At 58.8% G+C, this 19701-nt stretch carries 17 protein-coding genes; 12 read left to right on the forward strand and 5 right to left on the reverse strand.

Annotation, left to right across the window (positions count from 1 at the left end):
• Together WA354_RS18800 and WA354_RS18805 are read left to right on the forward strand one after the other, a co-directional pair.
• Positions 1–509, forward strand: a 509-nt coding sequence (locus WA354_RS18800; protein ID WP_472814553.1) for a tetratricopeptide repeat protein, incomplete at its 5' end; no start/stop codon positions are given.
• 26 nt (positions 510–535) lie between these two features.
• Positions 536–1627 (forward strand): gluconeogenesis factor YvcK family protein, encoded by a 1092-nt coding sequence (locus WA354_RS18805; RefSeq protein WP_472814554.1) that lies wholly within the window; start codon positions 536–538, stop codon positions 1625–1627.
• Positions 1628–1762: 135 nt separating this feature from the next.
• On the opposite strand, the gene rlmN is transcribed toward WA354_RS18805, so the two are convergent.
• Positions 1763–2980 carry a dual-specificity RNA methyltransferase RlmN gene (gene rlmN, locus WA354_RS18810; protein WP_472814555.1) on the reverse strand — a complete coding sequence of 406 codons (1218 nt, stop codon included), beginning with the start codon at positions 2978–2980 and terminating at the stop codon, positions 1763–1765.
• A gap of 137 nt (positions 2981–3117) precedes the next feature.
• Here rlmN and WA354_RS18815 point away from each other — a divergent pair, with 137 nt between their 5' ends.
• The 3 genes from WA354_RS18815 to WA354_RS18825 all read left to right on the forward strand — a co-directional run bounded on the left by WA354_RS18815 (position 3118) and on the right by WA354_RS18825 (position 6053).
• Positions 3118–4392, forward strand: a complete 1275-nt coding sequence (locus WA354_RS18815; protein ID WP_472814556.1) for a M16 family metallopeptidase — start codon at positions 3118–3120, stop codon at positions 4390–4392.
• Positions 4393–4674: 282 nt separating this feature from the next.
• Entirely contained in the window at positions 4675–5211 is a 537-nt protein-coding gene (locus WA354_RS18820) for a prepilin-type N-terminal cleavage/methylation domain-containing protein (protein WP_472814557.1), read from the forward strand.
• Between the two features lie 182 nt (positions 5212–5393).
• Positions 5394–6053, forward strand: a complete 660-nt coding sequence (locus WA354_RS18825) for a LolA family protein (protein ID WP_472814558.1) — start codon at positions 5394–5396, stop codon at positions 6051–6053.
• A gap of 187 nt (positions 6054–6240) precedes the next feature.
• Here the strand turns inward: WA354_RS18825 and WA354_RS18830 are convergent, their stop codons facing one another.
• From WA354_RS18830 to WA354_RS18840, 3 genes are all read right to left on the reverse strand, one after another.
• A complete protein-coding gene (locus WA354_RS18830; RefSeq protein WP_472814559.1) occupies positions 6241–7212 on the reverse strand; it encodes a hypothetical protein in 972 nt (323 codons plus the stop codon).
• A 466-nt stretch (positions 7213–7678) separates the two neighbouring features.
• A complete protein-coding gene (locus WA354_RS18835; RefSeq protein ID WP_472814560.1) occupies positions 7679–8920 on the reverse strand; it encodes an ABC transporter permease in 1242 nt (413 codons plus the stop codon).
• A 162-nt stretch (positions 8921–9082) separates the two neighbouring features.
• Positions 9083–10336 (reverse strand): ABC transporter permease, encoded by a 1254-nt coding sequence (locus tag WA354_RS18840; RefSeq protein WP_472814561.1) that lies wholly within the window; start codon positions 10334–10336, stop codon positions 9083–9085.
• 355 nt (positions 10337–10691) lie between these two features.
• On the opposite strand from WA354_RS18840, the gene WA354_RS18845 reads away from it, so the two are divergent.
• Both WA354_RS18845 and WA354_RS18850 read left to right on the forward strand, forming a co-directional pair.
• A complete protein-coding gene (locus WA354_RS18845; protein WP_472814562.1) occupies positions 10692–11666 on the forward strand; it encodes an oxygenase MpaB family protein in 975 nt (324 codons plus the stop codon).
• A gap of 111 nt (positions 11667–11777) precedes the next feature.
• Positions 11778–12284: a DUF2127 domain-containing protein gene (locus WA354_RS18850; RefSeq protein ID WP_472814563.1), complete on the forward strand. Its 507-nt coding sequence runs from the start codon at positions 11778–11780 to the stop codon at positions 12282–12284.
• Positions 12285–12354: 70 nt separating this feature from the next.
• Here the strand turns inward: WA354_RS18850 and WA354_RS18855 are convergent, their stop codons facing one another.
• The gene (locus WA354_RS18855) at positions 12355–12645 is read right to left on the reverse strand and encodes a hypothetical protein (protein WP_472814564.1); all 291 of its coding nucleotides are present in this window, start codon (positions 12643–12645) and stop codon (positions 12355–12357) included.
• 349 nt (positions 12646–12994) lie between these two features.
• Between WA354_RS18855 and WA354_RS18860 the strand changes: the two genes are divergently transcribed.
• From WA354_RS18860 to WA354_RS18880, 5 genes are all read left to right on the forward strand, one after another.
• Positions 12995–13327, forward strand: a complete 333-nt coding sequence (locus WA354_RS18860) for a FeoA family protein (protein ID WP_472814565.1) — start codon at positions 12995–12997, stop codon at positions 13325–13327.
• The gene (feoB, locus tag WA354_RS18865; RefSeq protein ID WP_472814566.1) at positions 13324–15237 is read left to right on the forward strand and encodes a ferrous iron transporter B; all 1914 of its coding nucleotides are present in this window, start codon (positions 13324–13326) and stop codon (positions 15235–15237) included. The genes WA354_RS18860 and feoB overlap by 4 nt, the downstream gene beginning before the upstream one ends.
• A gap of 291 nt (positions 15238–15528) precedes the next feature.
• Positions 15529–17907, forward strand: coding sequence for an arylsulfatase (locus WA354_RS18870; protein WP_472814567.1), 2379 nt, complete (start codon positions 15529–15531; stop codon positions 17905–17907).
• Positions 17908–17992: 85 nt separating this feature from the next.
• The gene (locus WA354_RS18875; protein WP_472814568.1) at positions 17993–18376 is read left to right on the forward strand and encodes a hypothetical protein; all 384 of its coding nucleotides are present in this window, start codon (positions 17993–17995) and stop codon (positions 18374–18376) included.
• A gap of 339 nt (positions 18377–18715) precedes the next feature.
• On the forward strand, positions 18716–19701 hold a 986-nt coding region (locus WA354_RS18880), incomplete at its 3' end, for a sulfatase-like hydrolase/transferase (protein WP_472814569.1).

Here is a 19701-nt window from a genome sequence, read left to right on the forward strand (position 1 = left end):
CTGCCAAGCCCGGCAGTCATTCGAGCACGGCAACGGGACCTGTCTTCACGCAGTACCAGGCCGCCGTTCAGCTTGTGCAGCAGGGCAAATTTGAAAGGGCCATCGTCGCATTCGAAAAGATGCTGCCGGCGGCGCCACCCGAAATCGTTGAACGCTGCAGGATGTACATCAGCACCTGCCGCCGCCAACTCGACAGCCAGGGTCTGAAGTTCCTTACCCCTGGCGAACGGTACGACTACGCCGTATCGCAGATCAATGAAGGCGACTTTGAGGAGGCGGCCAACCAGCTCAAAGGCATCCTGGCCGACAACCCCAATGCAGACTTCGCTTACTACGGATTGGCGCTTCTGTATTCGATCACCGGCAAGACTCAGGATTGCCTCGACAGCCTCTCGCAGGCTATCGAATTGAATCCCAAGAACCGCTTGCAGGCCCGGTCCGACAACGACTTCCAAAGCATGGTCGATGACCCTCGCTTCACGGAGTTGCTGTATCCTGAACTTCCGTAGGGCAAACACCGGCCCTCAGGCATTCTGTGACTCCTGGTTCGTCAACAAAGTTCGCTCCACCCCTCCCGGGTGCCTCTGAGCCAAGTGCTCAGGCGCCCGATGTCTCACCACCCTCCGCGGCTCTCCGGGTTGTCGCCATCGGCGGCGGCACCGGGCTTTCCACGTTGCTGCGCGGATTACGGCGCCACGTTGCTTTTCTCGACTGGCCCACGCAGGTTCCCTGCCATATCTCCGACCTCGCCGCGGTTGTCACCGTAACCGACGACGGCGGATCGTCTGGCCGACTACGCCAGGATTTCAACATCCTTCCGCCCGGCGATCTGCGCAACTGCATGGTCGCCCTCAGCGCCGAAGAAGACCTACTCGCAAAGCTCTTCGCCTATCGCTTCAAAACCGGTCGAGGACTCGGCGGCCACAGCTTCGGCAACCTCTTCGTAGCGGCATTGACCGACATTACAGGGGATTTTGCGCACGCCATCCAGCTGGCTTCGAAGATTCTCGCCACGCGCGGCCGCATCTATCCCGCAACCACGGCGAACGCAACGCTGGTCGCGCACATGGACGATGGATCTATTGTTCGCGGCGAAACCAAAATCACCGCGAGCAAGCAGCGGATCGCCGAACTTATGATTGACCCGCCCAATGCGGCCGCGATGCCGGAGACGCTCGAAGCCATCGAACGCGCCGACCTCATCACCGTGGGTCCGGGCTCACTCTACACATCCCTCATCACCAATCTGCTGGTGCAGGGCGTTCCCGCGGCGCTGGCCGATGCCAAAGGCGTGCGCGTCTTCATCTGCAACCTGATGACGCAGGCCAACGAAAGCCTCGGTCTCACGGCATCGGAGCATATCGAGCGCATCTACGAGCACACTCGCGCGCCTATCTTCGACTACGCCATTTTGAACACCGCGCCGTTTTCACCGGAGACACTGGTACGCTACGCAGCCGAACATGCTGCCCCAATCGAAGTGGATATCGAGCGCATCGAAAAGCTCGGTGTCCGCTGCGTCACCGGCGACTTCGCCAGCGAAGAAAATGTAGTGCGCCACGCCGCCAATCGCGTAACCGACGCCCTGCTGGCGCTGGGACAAGCTAACTCGCCCAATCGACCCTGACCAGTTGCACGTCCCCGCATCCGCGCCACATCCGTCGTCCCCTCTTGCTGAATTGGGCTTCGATGATTACGTCGAACTGAAGATTGCGGTTTTTGGCTGTTTATCAGCAATCCTGATATCGACGGCAATCTCGACTCATCCCTCGACGGTGCGCTTCAACTGCCCACAGGCCGCATAAATGTCGCGTCCTCGCGGCCTCCGCAGATACACCGGGACGCCTTCGGCTGCCAACGCGCGCCTGAACGACTGTACTGCCTCCGGCTGCGGCATCGAGTACGCGATACCCGGCCCCGGATTCCACGCAATCAGGTTCACCTTGGCCGGTAATCCCGTTCGCCGCACCAGCCGCGCGACCTCCGCGGCATGTTCCGGCTGATCTGTCACGCCGCCCAGCAGCACATACTCAAACGTGATGCGCTCCCGCGTGCGCAGCCGGATTCCGCGCACGGCATCCACCACAGCTTCGATCGGCCACTTGCGGTTAATCGGCATCAACTCACTACGAATCGCATCGTTTGGCGCATTCAGGCTGATGGCCAGCTTGGGACGCATCTCTGGCGGCTCTTCCGCAAACCGCTCGATGCCCGGCACGATTCCAGACGTGGACACGGTCATCCGCTGCGGGCTCAAACCAACCTCCTCCACCAGCAATCGAACCGCAGCGATGAAGTTGTCGTAGTTCAAAAACGGTTCGCCCATCCCCATGAACACGAGGTTCACGCGGTCCTTGCCCACCTCGACGCCCTGCCGGTCGAGCACGGCAACCACTTGCCCCGCGATCTCACCCGCCGTCAAATTACGCTGCAATCCCAGCTTCGCTGTCAGGCAGAACTGGCAATTCACCGCGCACCCTACCTGGCTGGAAACGCAAATTGTCGCCCGATCCCTCCTGAGCGAAGCCCGCACAGCGGGCACAGCCGAAGGACCTGCTTCTCCGTCCTTTGATACGCCCCCGGAACCATCTCCGGCCTCGCCCCCGTCCCCCTCCGGCATCCAGACGGTCTCCACCGTCAACCCATCCGGCGCGTGCCCCTGCACCAGGTAGCGTTCCGTCCCATCCACTGACGTGAATACCTGAACAATTCGCGGCCGTCCCACCTGCCAGCCGTCCCTGGCAAGCTTTTTCCGCAGCGCCGCCGGCAGCGTCGTGATGCCTTCAACATCAACAATCCTTTGGCGATAGATTGCATCTGCCAATTGCTGGGCCCGCCACCGGGGCTCGCCCAAGTCGACCATGCTGGCGGCCAACTCTCCCGCATTCCTGCCAAAAAATTTTCGCAGGCTTCCACCGGGCCCGTTCTTAGCGTCTAATGGAACAAGTTGTGAGTTCGCGGTCACGGCTGGGCCCAGCATAGAGCATTTCCTACATCCCTTGCAGCTTTGCCAGGACTCTTCGGCAATTTCTTTCTTTTCTGCATGAACCAGTGCGGCCGTGAACGGCGGCTGTTGCAGCCTTCTTTACCTACAATCCAGCTTTCTACCGAGTCACGATGCCAAATCAGCGCAACCTTCGTCGCACTGTATTACCCAACGGCCTTATTGTGTTGACCGAGCGCATGGAACATCTCCGCTCCGTCGCCATGGGCGTCTGGATAAAGTCCGGTTCGCGCTGCGAAGCCGCCGACATCAACGGAATCTCTCACTTCGTGGAGCACATGGTCTTCAAAGGGACGCGTTCCCGCTCTGCCCAGCACATCGCGCGGGAAATGGACTCCATCGGCGGTAACCTCGACGCTTTCACTGGAAAAGAAACCATCTGCTTCAACGTCAAATCCCTTGCCGACCACGTGCCCATCGCGCTTGACGTACTTGCCGACCTGGTGCTGAATCCCATCTTCGCCTCACCTGAGATTGAGCGCGAACGCGGCGTGATCCTCGAAGAAATCAAGATCGACGAAGACAATCCCGACGTGCTGGTGCACGAGCTCTTCACGCAGAATTTCTGGAAAGACCATCCGCTCGGCAAACCGATCCTCGGGACCACGAAAACCGTGGGCCGCCTCGACCAGGAGAAGCTCATCGATTACCACACCGGACGATTCCGCGGCGGGAACATGGTCTTCTCAGCTGCGGGCGACCTCGAGCACGACCAGTTTGTCGAAGCCGTTTCGCAGAAATTTACGGCCCTGCCTCCCGGCGAAGCCCTGCACGAAATGCAGACGCCTTTAGCCAGCGCACGCATCCTGCTACAGAACAAAAAGTCTCTGGAGCAGGTTCAGCTCTGCATGGGAGTGCCCGCTCCGCCTATCACCGACGACAACCGCTACGCCACCCTGATTCTCAACACGGTGCTCGGCGGCGGCATGAGTTCGCGTCTTTTCCAGACCATCCGCGAAGAACGTGGCATGGCCTACGCCATCTACTCTGACCTGAGCCCTTACAGCGATACTGGCTCTCTCTGCGTCTACGCCGGCACTTCTGCCAACAATGCTCTTGAATGCGTCGATCTTATCCTGGCCGAGTTCAGCAATCTGAAAGAAGTTCTCCTCAGCGATGAGGAATTGACTCGTGCCAAAGATCAACTCAAGGGCAATATCCTCATGGGCCTGGAAAGCTCGAATTCGCGCATGGCCAACCTCGCGCGGCAGGAGATGTATTTCCACCAATTCTTCACTGCCGAAGAAATCATCGTCCGCATCGAGGCCGTAACCGCTGAGCAAGTCCAGGCTATGGCGCAGCGCCTTTTTGTCCCCGACCGCATCGCGATTACTCTCCTCGGCCGCCTGACCGGCATCAAGCTGAACCGCGATCGCCTGGTGTGCTGAAAATCAGCTCCTAGCTACTAGCCTCTAGCTACTAGCTTCCAATTTGCCACTGAAGCCTTTTTGGATTCAACAAGGCGGAAGTCGCGAAACGACAAAATCGAACATCCCTTTTGCCGTAAATGGACCCCCCGCACGATGGAGCTAACAGCTAAAAGCTAACGGCTAGAAGCTGGGGCGCCCTCTGGGCGCCCGAGCGTTCCATTTCCCTTCTGCGTCTGTAAGTTGTAGGATTTTGTCGTGTGGGGCAGTGCGTTTGTCTGCTCCCAGAAGCATGGGGTCTAAATGAATCGCACGTTTTCAATTCTCGCCAAACGGCGCCGCGCATCTGATCGATCGACATCAGCTGGCTTCACGCTGATGGAACTGCTGATCGTCATCTCCATCATCGTCATCCTGATGCTCATCGCCATTCCTACCGCGAACACCATTCGGAAACACACCGACGAAGTTTCCGCACAAAAGTCTCTGCAGACGATTGAGCAGGCGCAATCGATGTACGCCACCAACTATCCCGTCAACGGCTTTGCCTGCACACTGCAGGCGCTCTCCGGTGAATCGACTGCAGGGCCGCCCAGCCCCACTTCCGCGCAGCTCATCAGCGGCCAACTCTCCACCGGTATCAAGGACGGCTACATCTTTAACATCACCAACTGCACCAAGGTGACGGTCAACAATACCGACCGCGTCACCGGCTATATCCTCACCGCCGTTCCCGCAACGCCCGGCAAAACTGGCGATCGCGGATTCTGCGTTGAATCGGGCGGCCCCATCAAGATGGATCCCGCCGGCGGCACCAACTGCACCCAGATGGTGCAATGACCCAGGTCAACAGCAGAAATAATGCCGGTGTCATCCTGAGCGAAGGTCGTGAAGCGAGCGATCCGAAGGATCCGCAGTTGCTTTTCGGAACTCTTCAATCACCGCAACCTGGGTGCCCCATCGGCTCTGTTCAATCACCACAACCTGGGTGCCCCATCCAAGCCGCGTCTTTTGCGGCTTGGGTGGGAAAGCACAAACGCATCGCTCTCTTGCTTCTAGCTTTTTCTCTTCTGTACTTCCCGCCAATCCACGCCCAACAACCCACCGCCCACGACTTGGCCCAGCGCGTCGATCGCCACTACAACCAGCTCCACTCCCTCAAAGCCCAGTTCACCGAAAACTACGAAGGTATGGGCCGCGTACGCACAGAAAGCGGAACCCTCCTGCTGCTCAAACCCGGCCGCATGCGCTGGGATTACTCCCATCCCGCGGGCAAGCTCTTTATCCTCGATGGCAAATTCGCATGGTTCTATTCCAAAGGCGACCCGCAGGTGCAGCGCATCGGAGCCAAACAGCTCGATGATCTCCGCTCACCTCTCCGCTTCCTTCTCGGTCACACCCAGCTTGAAAAGGAAATCGATCACCTCGCCGCAACGCCCGCCGCCAACGGCGGCTTCACACTTGCCGGCGTTCCGCACGGACAGGAAAAGCGCGTGCAGCGCCTCGCCCTCACGGTGACCGCCGATGGTACGATCGCGGCCATCGAGATCCAGGAAACCGACGGCGCCGAAACCCGCTTCACCTTCACGGATGAACAGCTCAACGTTCCGATCCCCGCTGCAACCTTTCATTTCACTCCGCCGCCGGGCGTCCCCGTGGTCGACGCAATGTCGACCGAGTAGCCCTCGTTACGATCGAAGGCGGAATGACGTTGTCGCATTCCTACCCGTTCCGTCCAGCTCTTCGATCGCGCAGTCGCTCAATTGCGTGAGCGCTTCCGCCTGCTGCTCAGCCAATCAAAGACAAAGAGGGCGCGTTAGATAGGCATCGCGCCTCTCTTCGACACTAGCCAGTTATCTTTCACACACCTCAGTAGCCGTACGGATACCCATACCCCGCGCGGTACGTGTACGCGTTCGGATAAACAACCGTTCGCGGCGCCGACCACATCGCGACTGTGGGTGGCTCATACATATAAACCTGCACCGGCGGTGGAGGTGGAGCAGCATACACGTACACCGTCGGCTGTGGAGCTACGTACACAGGCATCACCTGCACATAGGCTTGAACCGGTGCCGGCGGGACATACGACTGTTGCGGCGGTTGATACTGCTGTGGCTGATACTGCGGCGCTTGATACTGCTGCGGCGGCGCTTGATATTGAGGTGGAGGTGGTTCATAGGCAGGCTGCTGAGACTCATCCTGCGCCACTTGCTGCTGTGGCTCTTCCCGCGGAGCATCGTTGTAAGCGCTCGGCTGGCGATGATACAGGCCAGATGGGTCCTGCTCGGGATCCTCCGTGATGGGCACTTCCATGTCGTCCATCACTTTCACCGTGAGCCGCGTCTCGGTCTTCAGAGTCGGACGAGGTCCGCGCCGTGGCAGATTCAGCAGATCAATCGGCCACAGAATTGGAATCATCCACTCCACGATGTCGCGCGTGCGATGACCTTTGCCCAGGATTCTCCCTTGCTGATCCACGGCGTAGCCCGGCACATCCACCACTCTTGCCGACACGGGAATGATGGTGCGTGGCTCGATCACCATGCGATCGAATTTCAATTCCATCCATCCCTTTCCGACAAAATGCCCGGGATCCTTGTAGTCCTCGAACCGGCCCTCGAGATACGTGTTGAACGGCAGGCGCGCGGAGCCGTTCCGCGTGGTAATGCCGGTCTGGCAAAGAACCGGGTCGCCGATGCCTGCTGTCTTCGAAGACAGCTTCGTCTCCGAGACCGTGCAGTTGATAAGGGAACCCGCAGGCACAATCTGCCTGCTGGCGAAAACGGTTAAAGTTGGAGAAAGCAAGAGTGTACAGAGAGCGAGCTGAACGCTCTTCATCGAAGGCCTCCTGATCCAAAGAGAACCCGCCTGACGGGGATTGCAGGCGAGTCTCGGCTGATCGTTCTGTTTAGCCCCAACTGGGCGGGGGAAATCTCAAGAAGACCGAGCAGTCTTGCCCTGCGTTGCATCGAGAAGTCGAGCCTGTCTCGCTTAAATTGAAGCGCAGCTCAATGCGAGAGTGAGGAAGATGGATCGGATTTTTGCCGCAGAGGCACTCCTCGCGGAGATCAAGGGGTGATCCGTCGCGCTTCGAACCGCTGTGGCTTGTGCACGATTCTGCACGCGAGCCGCGCAGAATCTGTTGTTCAGCGAGAACACGCCAATTTCAGGAAAGTTGTTATTGCAGCGGAGAAATAATTTCTCGTGCCGCGACCAATAGGTCGCCGTCTGCCTCAGGTGCTTCGACTCGATGCGGAAGAATCAGATCACTGATCACTGACCACTGATCACTGACTACTGTCCGCTACTCGTATCGCAACGCTTCAATCGGATCCAGATTCGCCGCACGAATCGCCGGAATCATCCCGCTGACAAGCCCCGTCACAATCAAGATGCTCGTCGCCACAATCACCGACGTCGGCGAAATGAGCAACTGGATATCCGCATTCTCCGCGTGCTGGGCAAGTTCGCTGTAAAACGGGATGCGGCCGACCATCAGCGATACGACATAAGCCAGGCCGATGCCCCCAATGCCTCCGATTCCCGTAATAACCATGGCCTCCGCAAGGAACTGCGTGAGGATATGCCGCTTCTGCGCGCCCAGGGCCTTCTCCACGCCGATCTCGCGGGTGCGCTGCTGCACCGCCACCAGCATGATGTTCATCAGTCCGATGCCCGCAATACCCAGCGTCAGCGCGCCCACCAGCGAAAGCAGCACCTGCAGCGCCAGCGAAAGAATGCTGAATTGATGCAGTTCCGTCATCAGGTTGGCTACGTAGATTGCGTTGTGGTCCGAAGGTCTGAAGTGGTGCGCCGCGCCAAGCACGTTGCGCATGTTCTGCTCAGTGAGTTCGTAGTTGCCCTCGTAGTTGTACCAGATGCCGCCGATATACTTCGTATCCGCCAGATCGCTCATGGTGCTGAAAGGGATGTAGACCTGCCGGTTGCGATCGCTGTCTTCCCCTTCCTGCATCTTCGGGCTGAGCACGCCGATAATCGTGAACAGAACGCCATTCAACCGAATCGTTTGCCCCACCGCCCACCCGCCCGAAAAGAGCTTGGTTTTGGATTCTGACCCGATCACGCAGACATGCGCCCTTTCCTGTTCCTCCTGCCCGTTAAAGAACCGCCCTGCGTCCGTATCGAGTTTCCAGATGTCCTGAAACACCGGCATCACGCCATTAACCGTCCACGTGTAGGAGTGGAGATCGTTCTGCACCGTGACGTCTTTGTACACAGCAGGCGAAATGTGATTGATCCCTGGAACGCTGGCGATGATGCGGTCCACGTCATCCAGGGTGAATTGCACCTTCACGCCCGATTTCTCGCCGCCCGCCTGTTCGCTGGTCCGTCCCGGGAAAACGCCAATGATGTTGGTGCCCCACTGCGCGAAAATCGCCTCGATGGCGCGGCTGAAACCTGCTCCATAGGCCAGTAGCAACACCACCGTCGCAATCCCCCACGCCATCCCGATCATGGTGATGGCGGTGCGACGGCGGTTGTAAATCATCGCCTCCCAAGCCTGACCTAGAATGTCCTTCAGCATCTTTACTCCAGCCGCTAGCTGCTAGCCTCTAGCTACCAGCTTCATCTCGTCGGATCAATATTCACGGTCTCGCATGTTCTCAATTCTTCCCGCCCGTCCCAGAAAACCATCCATTCGCATCTGGTAGCTAGAAGCTAGTTGCTAGGAGCTAGTAGCTGTTCCTCAATCCTTCCGCAACGCCTCCACCGGATCCATTTGCGCAGCCTTGCTTGCTGGATACAAACCCGCGGCGATCCCACTGAGCACCAATGTCCCCATCGCCAGCGCGGCCGACCACGGCACCAGCCGCGGCGGATCCCAACCCGGCATCTTGCCGGTCAGCAGTGCTTGAAGAGCCGCCATCAGACCTGCCGAGGCAGCAATTCCGATTGCTCCGCTCACCGCTGTCAGCAGCAACCCCTCCCAGAAGAATTGCCCCATGATACTTTTCTTCGTCGCACCCAGCGCCTTGCGCAGTCCGATCTCGCTGGTCCGCTCCGACACCGACACAAGCATGATGTTGATAATGCCCACCGCCCCGAGTCCCAGCGTCACAATCCCCACACCGCCCAGAAAAATATCCATCGCGTTGAAAATGGCACCCACCATCTTCATCTCCTTGATGGTGTCCCACTCCTGAAATGCATCTTTCAATGAAGGATCGAACCCATGCCGTTCGGCGATGACGCGGTGAACCGCCGCAACCGCCGCCGTTGCATCTCCCGGTTTCACCGGCTGGTATTGAATTGACGTCAGCGCGTCCTTCGCGATGTTATCGCCCTTCAACGGATACAGTTCCTGCATCGTCGTAATGGGCACGTAGACCTTCTGGTCGTCGAAGTCCTGGTTGCCGCGGCTGATCTTCTCGACTGCGCCCACAATTCGGAATTCAGTGCCGTTTATCGTGATCGCCTCGCCCACCATCGGCCGGCCCGGGAACAACAGCATCGCAGCCTTCGAACCAAGCACCGCGACGCGACGCCGGTCACTCACGTCGGCGTCATTGATAAAACGTCCCTGTGCCATGGGAATGTAGCGCACCTCGGTATAGTTGGGCCAAACGCCCATTACGTGGCTGGAGGTGTTGCTGAACTGGCTCACTTCATACAGGTCAGAGCGCGAAAGCTCCACCGTTACGGCGCGCAACTCCGGCAGCTGCTTCACCGCCTCCGCGTCTGCCAGCGTCAATTGGTAGGGACGCATCCCCGTGTGCTGGTTGGCGACAGCGGGGATAGTCCCGTTCCACATCATGATCAGATCATTGCCGAGCTTCGCCAGGTTGCGATGCTGGCCCGACCGGAATCCCTCACCCAGACCTACAAGCACCAGCAACGATCCCACTCCCCATGCAATTCCGAACATGGTGAGGAAGCTGCGCAGCTTGTTCGCCGCGATGGCCCTGAAAACCTCGCTAAGCGTGTCTGTAAAGTTCTGCATAGAGGTTCGACGCCGCCACCCTGGGATTGGCTCGATGTTCTCAAGGCGTAATTTCGGCGCTCGTCACAAAATACGCTTTTCGCAGCGGATCGGTTCCGTAGACCCATTCCGCCACGAGATTTGTTTTTTAAATTCAGGTTTGTAATCCGGGCACGACCTTTAAGTTATGCCGCACAGAACGCAGAATAGACTCGGCTTTAGCCCTGTGGAATGTTCTTGCGCGATGTTCTGGACTCGGCCTTTTTCAATCTGATGCAAGTCAACCTGAGAACAAACCAGTCTTCAGCACTGCGAATCCAGCTAAACCAACGGTGTGACAAGCCGACATGAAACAAGCGATCATCTAAGCAATCCAATGGCGTCCCCTGTCACAGCCGACACGTCCCGCGCCGCCTCACGCCACGATCTCGAGCGCCACATCGCTGCCGCGGTGCAGCGCGTAACAAACCCCATCGAAGGCATGTTCGGTCCCCACTCCGTTTCCTGGCGCATCAATCGCGAGTCGGCTCTCTTCCTCGGCGCCGGTCGCGCCGCCCTGTTGCAGCTCGCGCATCCCTGGGTCGCTGCCGCCCTCGATCAGCATTCCTCACTGCTCGCCAAGCCAATCGCGCGCTTTCACAATACCTTCCGCTTCGTCTTCACCATGATCTTCGGCTCCGCGCCGCAGGCCGTGCGAGCAGCGCATTCGCTTTACGAAATGCACACACGCATCACCGGAGATCTCCCTGCCGATGTCGCTGGCTACGCCAAGGGCTCGCGCTATGAGGCACTGCAGGTTCCGGCTCTGCTCTGGGTCTACGCCACGCTGATTGAAAGCGCAGTCATCGCGTATGAATGCGTCCTGCCGGCAATCACCCCGGATCAAAAGGAAGCTTATTATGCTGAATCGAAGATCCTCGCCGGCCTCTTCGGCCTTCCACCCGATGCCCTTCCCTCCGACTGGAGTGCCTTCCAGACGTACATTGCGCAGATGTTCGCATCGCAGGCGCTCGGCGTAAGCGATCGCTCGCGCTTCATGGCGCACCACATCATGACCGGCGCCGGTTCGTGGATTCACGTTCCTCCCTGGTACAGGTCGCTCACAACTGAATGGCTGCCCCCGCGCTTTCGTGAAGAGTTCGCGCTCACCTTCGGACATAGAGAGCGGAAGAGCTCACAAAGAGCGCATCGTTTCCTCCCCGGCCTGTACGCGAAGCTCCCGTCAACTCTCCGCTACGTTGGCCCTTACCAGGAAGCGTGTGCGCGCTTGTCGAATCGCAATCCCGGCCTACTGGTGCGCAGCAGCAATCGGTTCTGGATCGGCCAGCCCCATACGCCATTCGACAAATAGCGCGACTCCGGCAGCTGACCCAGCAATCATCAAGCCGGCGTCACCGCCAGTCAGGCAACTGCGATGCCGGTCCATGCTTCTCTGTGGAAGAGGTTCCGAAAGCAATCATCAATGAATTTCTCTCATAGCGGAATGATTCGATTCATCGGAGCCTTCAAGCTGTTGAAGGCTGCTTGCCTGATCGTGGTTGGCTTCGGCATCCTGAAATTGATACACAGAGATGTTGCGACGCAGCTGGAACATTGGGTCGCCCTTGTCGGCTTTGATCCGGGAAGCCGAATGATCAATCACGCAATCCAGAGGGCCACCAATCTCTCTCCAGCCAAATTCAAGGAGTTCGGAGTCGTCAGTTTCGTCTATGCGGGCCTGTTCCTGACGGAAGGCATCGGTTTGTGTCGATTGAAGCACTGGGCCGAATGGTTCACAGTTGTGATCACATCCTCGCTACTTCCCTTTGAGATCTACGAGATATTCCACCATCCGACCGCGATCAAGATCCTCGTGCTCATCGTCAATATCGCCGTTGTGGTGTACCTTCTGTACCGAGTTACCAGCGAACGCCGAACTGCCTCGAACAAAAAGATTGCGCAGGCGACCCAACCACTCCGCAGCAGATGAGCACGCCGTCTTCTTATGCGGAAATCGATCCGAGTCTACTCGCACGACCCGAAAGTGCGGCTGCCTGCCTCTACTTCTTCATCAATCCCGTCACCAGCGCTTCCCACTCATCCTCCAGCTCGGGCCGATGAAATTCTCGCCCGGCCCTCTCGTACCAATAATCCGCATTCGAAAGCGAACCCTCCTTGCGGTGCAGATAAGCGTGTACCGCCATTCCGGCCTGTGTCTCGAGCTCGTCGACCAGGCCGTGTGCCTGGACCCATTCACCCTTCGCATCCCACCACAGCGCTGTCAGAGGTGCCGTCAGACCCTCCGGCGGAATCTGCTGATTTACCGATGCGCGGAACTCGCTCGCTTTCATGATCATTCCCTCCTGAGAACGCCCTCGACCCGCCCGATTCGATGCCAGTTAAGTGACCCAAATCACATCTTCGAGACGCTTCCCCGGATAAGAATAGCTACAAATCCAGCAGGGAATGAAGCGCGGTCTGAAGGGGTCGATAAAGCAACTGGAGTTGAGACGCCGAAACACCTCAAATGGCGCCTCAAATCCGCGGCTGGAGGGGGTCGGGCCCATGATGTTTCATCCAGGAGAGTCAATCCCGAGTAGCATTTGCGATCCCGACCAAAATGGTCGTATACTTAACTCAGACCATTCTGGTCGTAGTTTTCGGGTGCTGCCCCTTCGGCAACCCACAGGAGTTCGGCAAGTGAGTGTGCTGACGGATCTGCGCATCGGGGAGACGGCGACGCTGGTCGCCCTTGATTTACCCGACTCCGTTCAAAATTACCTGATGCATATGGGCTTCGTGCCCGACGCGCTCGTCACCGTCCTGCGCCGCGCCCCCGCCGGCGATCCCACGGTATATGGCATCGACGGCATGCAGATTGCCCTTCGCCGTGAGACTGCTGAAGCCATTCATGTTCGCAGCACCGCTGAAACATCGCAAAGCGAGATTGATGCCGGGCTGGCGAAGATCGCGGAAACCTCGCAGCCTGAGAACAATCTGGATATTCACGAATTCGCCGGGGCGGTCCGATGAACGCCTGCTGTGAGACTCCGGCCTTCGAGGCGCCACTCTTTCGCGCATCCGGAAGTCTCAGCACCGTTGTCCTCATCGGTCCACCCAACTCGGGAAAATCCACGCTCTTCAATCGCCTCACGGGGTTGCGCCAGAAAGTCGCCAACTATCCCGGCGTCACCGTCGAGCAGCGTTCCGGGCTCATGTCCGGGGTAGGCCGCGACGACCTTACGCTCATCGATCTTCCCGGCGTCTATTCGCTCACTCCCTACTCAGAAGACGCACGCGTAGCCGTCGACGTGCTCAAGGGCAAAATGCCTGGCACGCCCAAGCCTGACGCCGTTTTGCTCGTTCTTGATGCCCTGCACCTCACCCGCCAGCTGATGCTCGCGGCACCCGTGCTCGCGTTGGGACTTCCGACCCTCGTTCTACTCAACATGAGCGACCTGATGGAATCGCGCGGCGGCCTCATTGATCCCCTCAAACTCGCCAAGGAACTCGGCGCGCCCGTAGCTCTCATCAGCGCAGTGCATGGCACAGGGCTCGATGCCGTTCCGCTTTTCCTCAATCAGCACGCCTCACCCCAAGCCGCGCAGCAGCCGCTCTCCCTTCCCGTGCTCGGCAATGCCGCCAGCACCCACACGTGGGCTGCGCAGGTCAGCCGCCGCACTGGCTATCGCGCTCCACTCTCCGCAGAGAATAGCCGCAAGCTCGACAACGTTCTGCTCCATCGCGTCTGGGGTCCATTGCTCTTTCTCGTCGTTGTCGTCGGAGTCTTCGAAGTCGTTTTCTCCATCGGCCAGCCAATGAGCGACGGCTTCGGCGACATCCTCGCCAGGATGGGATCGCTGGCCCGGCCGCTACTGCCCGCAGGCTGGCTGCAATCGCTCGTGATCGACGGCGCGTGGAAGGGCATCTCTTCCGTGCTGGTCTTCCTCCCCCAGATCCTGCTGCTCTTCCTTTTCATCGGAGTCCTTGAAGACTCCGGCTATCTCGCCCGCGCCGCGCTCATCGCCGATCGCGTCATGCGCACCATCGGCCTCAATGGAAAAGCATTCATCCCCCTGCTTTCCGCCTATGCCTGCGCGGTCCCCGCGATCATGGCCACCCGCACCATCGAGAACAAGCGTGACCGTCTCGCCACCATTCTCGTCACTCCGTTCATGACGTGCTCGGCGCGCCTGCCCGTGTACATGTTGTTGATTGCGGCGTTCATCCCCAACATCGTGTTCCTTCACGGGTTCCTCGGCCTGCGCACCATCGTGATGCTCGGCCTCTATCTCGCCGGATTCGTCGCCGCGATGACCACCGCGCGCCTGTTGAAGAGTTCGATCCTCAAGTCCAGTGAAGCGCCTTTCATCCTGGAACTGCCGCAATACCGCATGCCCACCATCCGCTCGCTGGCCATGCGCCTCGTCGATCGCGCCAGAGTCTTCCTGCGCCAGGCCGGCACTGTCATTCTCTGTGTAACGCTCGCTCTCTGGCTTCTTGCACACATTCCCCCGGTGCCCTTGCACAACGGCCACTACACCGCACCGGAACTCGCCGACAGCGTCATCGGAAAGCTGGGACACTTCATCGAGCCCGCCATCGCGCCCCTCGGCTTCAACTGGAAGGTCGGCATCGGCCTCATCTCCAGCGTGCTCGCCCGCGAAGTCATGGTCTCCACCATGGGCACGCTCTACGGGGCCGATCCTGAGACGCAAGCCATGCACCTGCAAACCGCGCTTCACACAGATATGAAACTTGGCGGAGCCGTGGCCCTCATGATCTTTTTTGCCTTCGCCATGCAGTGCACCTCTACCATGGCCGTGGTTCGCCGCGAAACCAATAGCTGGAAATGGCCCGCCATCCAGTTCGGCTACATGCTCGTGTTAGCCTACGGCGCCGCCTTCGCCGTAAACCACATCATCACCGCCCTCTTCGGGTAAGCACAGTCCACGTCAGTCTGTGGACATTGAATTCCTGATACAAAACCGAGTTGTCATCCCGAGCGTAGTCGAGGGATCTGCAGCTGCACTTTTGCCGTAACCTCGGTTCCGAGCCTGCTTCACCCCGCCGCGCCAATAGCCCGACAGAACCCAACCGGAATGTCGCTGGAAATTAACGACCGCGCGACCTACCTGTTCGTTTTGCCAGTTCCTGAATGGCGAGGACGAGCTTACCCTTCGCAATGCGGCAAGGGCTGCCTCCAAAAACCCTTAGCACGAGGAGTTAGGTCCATGAGCTCTCCAGATAATATTCAGCGTTCAGTCCTCCCTATTCCAGACCAACCGCGCAAAGGTCTGGTGTTGTATGACGCGAAGGATCCCGAAAACAAGTACCCACCCATCACGCAACTGAGGCCTCCCGCCGGTGCCCCTAACGTATTGATCATTCTCATTGACGATGCAGGTTTCGGCTCATCGAGCGCCTTCGGCGGCCCATGCTACACCCCCAACGCCGAAATGCTGGCATCGGAAGGGCTCAAATACAACCGTTTTCATACCACTGCACTTTGTTCGCCGACGCGGCAGGCCCTGCTGACGGGCCGCAACCATCACACCGTAGGCATGGGCGGCATCACCGAGATCGCCAGCGGTTCGCCGGGTTATAACTCGATTCTGCCGAACACCTGCGCGCCCCTCGCCAAAACGCTCAAGCTGAATGGCTACGCGACTGCGCAATTCGGCAAGTGCCATGAGGTGCCCGTGTGGGAGACCAGCCCAGCCGGTCCGTTTGATGCCTGGCCAACCGGCGGCGGCGGATTCGAGTACTTCTACGGCTTCATCGGCGGCGAGGCGCACCAATGGTATCCCGCACTCTATGAAGGCACCATCCCGGTCGAGCCCTCTAAGACCCCCGAAGAGGGATACCACCTCGTGGACGACATGACAAACAAGGCGATCGACTGGATCGGGCAACAGAAGGCGCTCATTCCCGACAAGCCTTTCTTCGTCTACTTCGCCCCGGGCGCTACTCATGCTCCACACCATGTTCCCAAAGAATGGGCCGACAAATACAAGGGAAAATTCGACCAGGGTTGGGACAAGCTTCGCGAAGAAACGTTCGCCCGCCAGTTAGCCCTCGGCGTCATCCCGCGCGATTGCAAGCTGACGCCGCGTCACAAGGAAATCCCGGCATGGGACGACATGCCCGAGGCGCTCAAACCGGTGCTCCGCCGCCAGATGGAGGTCTACGCCGGATTCATGGAATATACCGATCATCATGTCGGCCGCCTGATTGATTCGCTGAAGGGTCTAGGCCTGCTTGAAGACACGCTGGTCTATTACATCATCGGCGACAACGGCGCCTCCGGCGAAGGCACCCTGAACGGCACCTTCAACGAGATGATCAATTTCAATGGCGCGTCCGCACTGGAGACGCCCGAGTTCCTGATGCAGCGCATCGACAAGCTCGGCGGACCGGAATCCTACAACCACTTTGCCGTCGGCTGGGCTCATGCGATGGATACGCCGTATCAGTGGACCAAGCAGGTTGCGTCGCACTGGGGCGGCACGCGCAACGGCACCATCATCCACTGGCCAAATGGAGTGAAGGGAAAGGGCGAGCTTCGCACGCAGTTCCACCACGTTATCGATGTTTCGCCCACCATTCTCGAACTCGCGGGAATTCCGCAGCCGGTATTTGTCGACGGTGTGCAGCAACACCCCATTGAGGGCGTCAGCATGGCCTACTCATTCAACGACGCCAACGCACCCGAGCAGCACGAGACCCAATACTTCGAGATGTTCGGAAATCGCGGCATCTTCCACAAGGGCTGGACGGCGGTCACGCGTCACAAGACGCCGTGGATCTTGATCGGCGAGGTTACACCCGCTTTTGACGACGATGTCTGGGAGCTTTACAACGTCGAGACGGACTGGAGCCAGGCCAACGACCTCTCCAAACAGATGCCTGAGAAGCTGCATGAACTGCAGCGCCTGTGGCTGATCGAGGCAACACGCTATAACGTGCTGCCGCTGGACGACAATCTTGGAGCACGTCTCAACGCCGATACTGCTGGGAGGCCGCAGTTAATCAAGGGTAAGTCGCAGATCCTGTTTGGCAGCATGGGCCGCCTCTCAGAGAACTCGGTAATCAACATCAAGAACAAGTCACACTCGGTGACCGCCGAAATTGTCGTCCCCGCGACTGGCCCGGTCGAAGGAGTCATCGTTGCCCAGGGCGGGAACATCGGTGGCTGGAGTATCTACGCCAAGGATGGGAAGCTGAAGTACTGTTATAACTTCCTGGGCATCCACTATTTCTATGTGGAATCGACTGACCCGCTTCCAGCCGGCCAGCATCAGGTCCGCATGGAATTTGCCTATGCGGGCGGTGGTCTCGGCAAGGGCGGAGTTGCAACGCTGTTTATCGATGGCAAGCAGGCAGGTGCGGGCCCGGTCGCCTTTACCGCAGCCATGATCTTCTCCGCTGATGACGGCTGCGACGTGGGAAGAGACACCGGATCGCCCGTTTCGCCGGATTACAAAGCGGCAGAAAATGGCTTCACGGGCACGGTCAAGGGCGTGCAGATCGCCATTGCCGAAGATGCGGTGAGTCTCGATCACCTCGTCAAACCCGAGGAAGCAATTCAACTGGCGATGGCACGGCAGTAAAACTTGTCAAGACTCTCTGTCGGCTGGGCGGTTGCAATCACGACCGCCCACCGGCAAAGACTCCCGTGAATACTGTCGAGAGAAAATGAAAAGCTTGCTCATAGTAACTGCCCTGATTGAAGGCGCAACCGGCCTGCTGCTTCTGGCGGCTCCGTCGGTTGTGACCAGGCTCCTGCTCGATTCATCACTGGATGGGTCTGTTCCGTTAATCGTCGCGCGTCTGACCGGACTGGCGTTGCTCACCTTGACTGTTGCCTGCTGGCTGGCCCGGCTCGACGGGGAGACTCGCGCAGCAAATGGATTGGTCACCGCAATGGTGCTTTACAACGTTGGCGCCGCAGCACTCCTCGCATATGCGGGCATTGCCCTGCGCCTCTCCGGCATATTTCTTTGGCCGGCAGTTTTGCTGCACGCCGTCATGGCTGCCTGGTGCGTCATCAGCCTGAAGAGAAGACCCGCTAAGGACTAGCCGCTGCCGGGCGCGCTGAGGTTCGCATGTTGCGCGTGGTTCAAGAAAAACAAACCAGCCTCAAGAAAAGGCAACCTCAAAATACAATCTGTCTCATTGAAGGGGTGCACTTCAATCGGCTATCAAGCCGCTCGTTCGGTTCGTGCTGGCCTCCGGCGCCGCCTTCGCCGTGAACCACATCATCACTGCCCTCTTCGGGTAACACTTTCTGGCCGCGCTCCCACCCAATGGATGACCGCGCAGACCTGTTCATTTTGCCAGTTCCTTAATTGCGAGGAGCAGCCTAGATTTTTCACTGCCGCAAGAGCCGCGCCTTGACTCTTAGCCGCAGGAGTTTAAATGAGCTCGTCAGAAGATATTCAGCGAACAGTTCTTCCCATGCCCGCACAACCGCGCAAAGGCCTGGTGCTGTATGACGCCAAGAACCCTGAGAACAAGTACCCGCCCATCCAGCCCCTGCGGCCCCCCGCCGGCGCCCCCAACGTCCTGATCGTTTTGATCGACGATGCCGGTTTCGGCTCATCCAGCGCGTTCGGCGGCCCCTGCCAAACCCCGAACGCCGAAATGCTGGCCTCTGAAGGTCTGAAATTCAACCGCTTCCACACAACCGCCCTGTGCTCCCCGACCCGGCAGGCACTACTGACTGGGCGCAATCACCACACGGTTGGTATGGGAGGCATTACCGAGATAGCCACCTCAGTGCCTGGGTATAACTCAGTTCTGCCGAACTCGTGTGCGCCTCTCGCCAGGACCCTCAAACTCAACGGGTACGCCACGGCGCAATTCGGAAAGTGCCATGAAGTGCCGGTCTGGGAGACCAGTCCCGCCGGTCCGTTTGATGCCTGGCCTACCGGCGGCGGCGGATTCGAATATTTTTACGGGTTTATCGGCGGCGAGGCCCACCAGTGGTACCCGTCCCTCTACGAAGGCACCACACCGATCGAGCCGAAAAAAACGCCCGAAGAAGGCTACCACCTCATGGAAGACATGACGGACAAGGCCATCAACTGGATCGGCCAGCAGACGGCACTCATGCCTGACAAACCCTTCTTCGTATATTTCGCGCCCGGAGCCACACACGCCCCGCACCATGTCCCCAAAGAATGGGCAGATAAGTACAAGGGCAAGTTCGATCAGGGCTGGGACAAGCTTCGTGAAGAGACCTTCGCTCGCCAGAAGGCGCTGGGTGTCATTCCGCCCGATTGTCAGCTCACGGAGCGGCACAAAGAGATTCCGGGATGGGACGAGATGCCTGCAGCGCTCAAGCCGGTCCTCATTCGGCAGATGGAAGTCTATGCGGGCTTCATGGAATATGCCGACCACCA

It is taken from the genome of Occallatibacter sp., assembly GCF_049802275.1.
Classification (GTDB): domain Bacteria; phylum Acidobacteriota; class Terriglobia; order Terriglobales; family Acidobacteriaceae; genus Telmatobacter.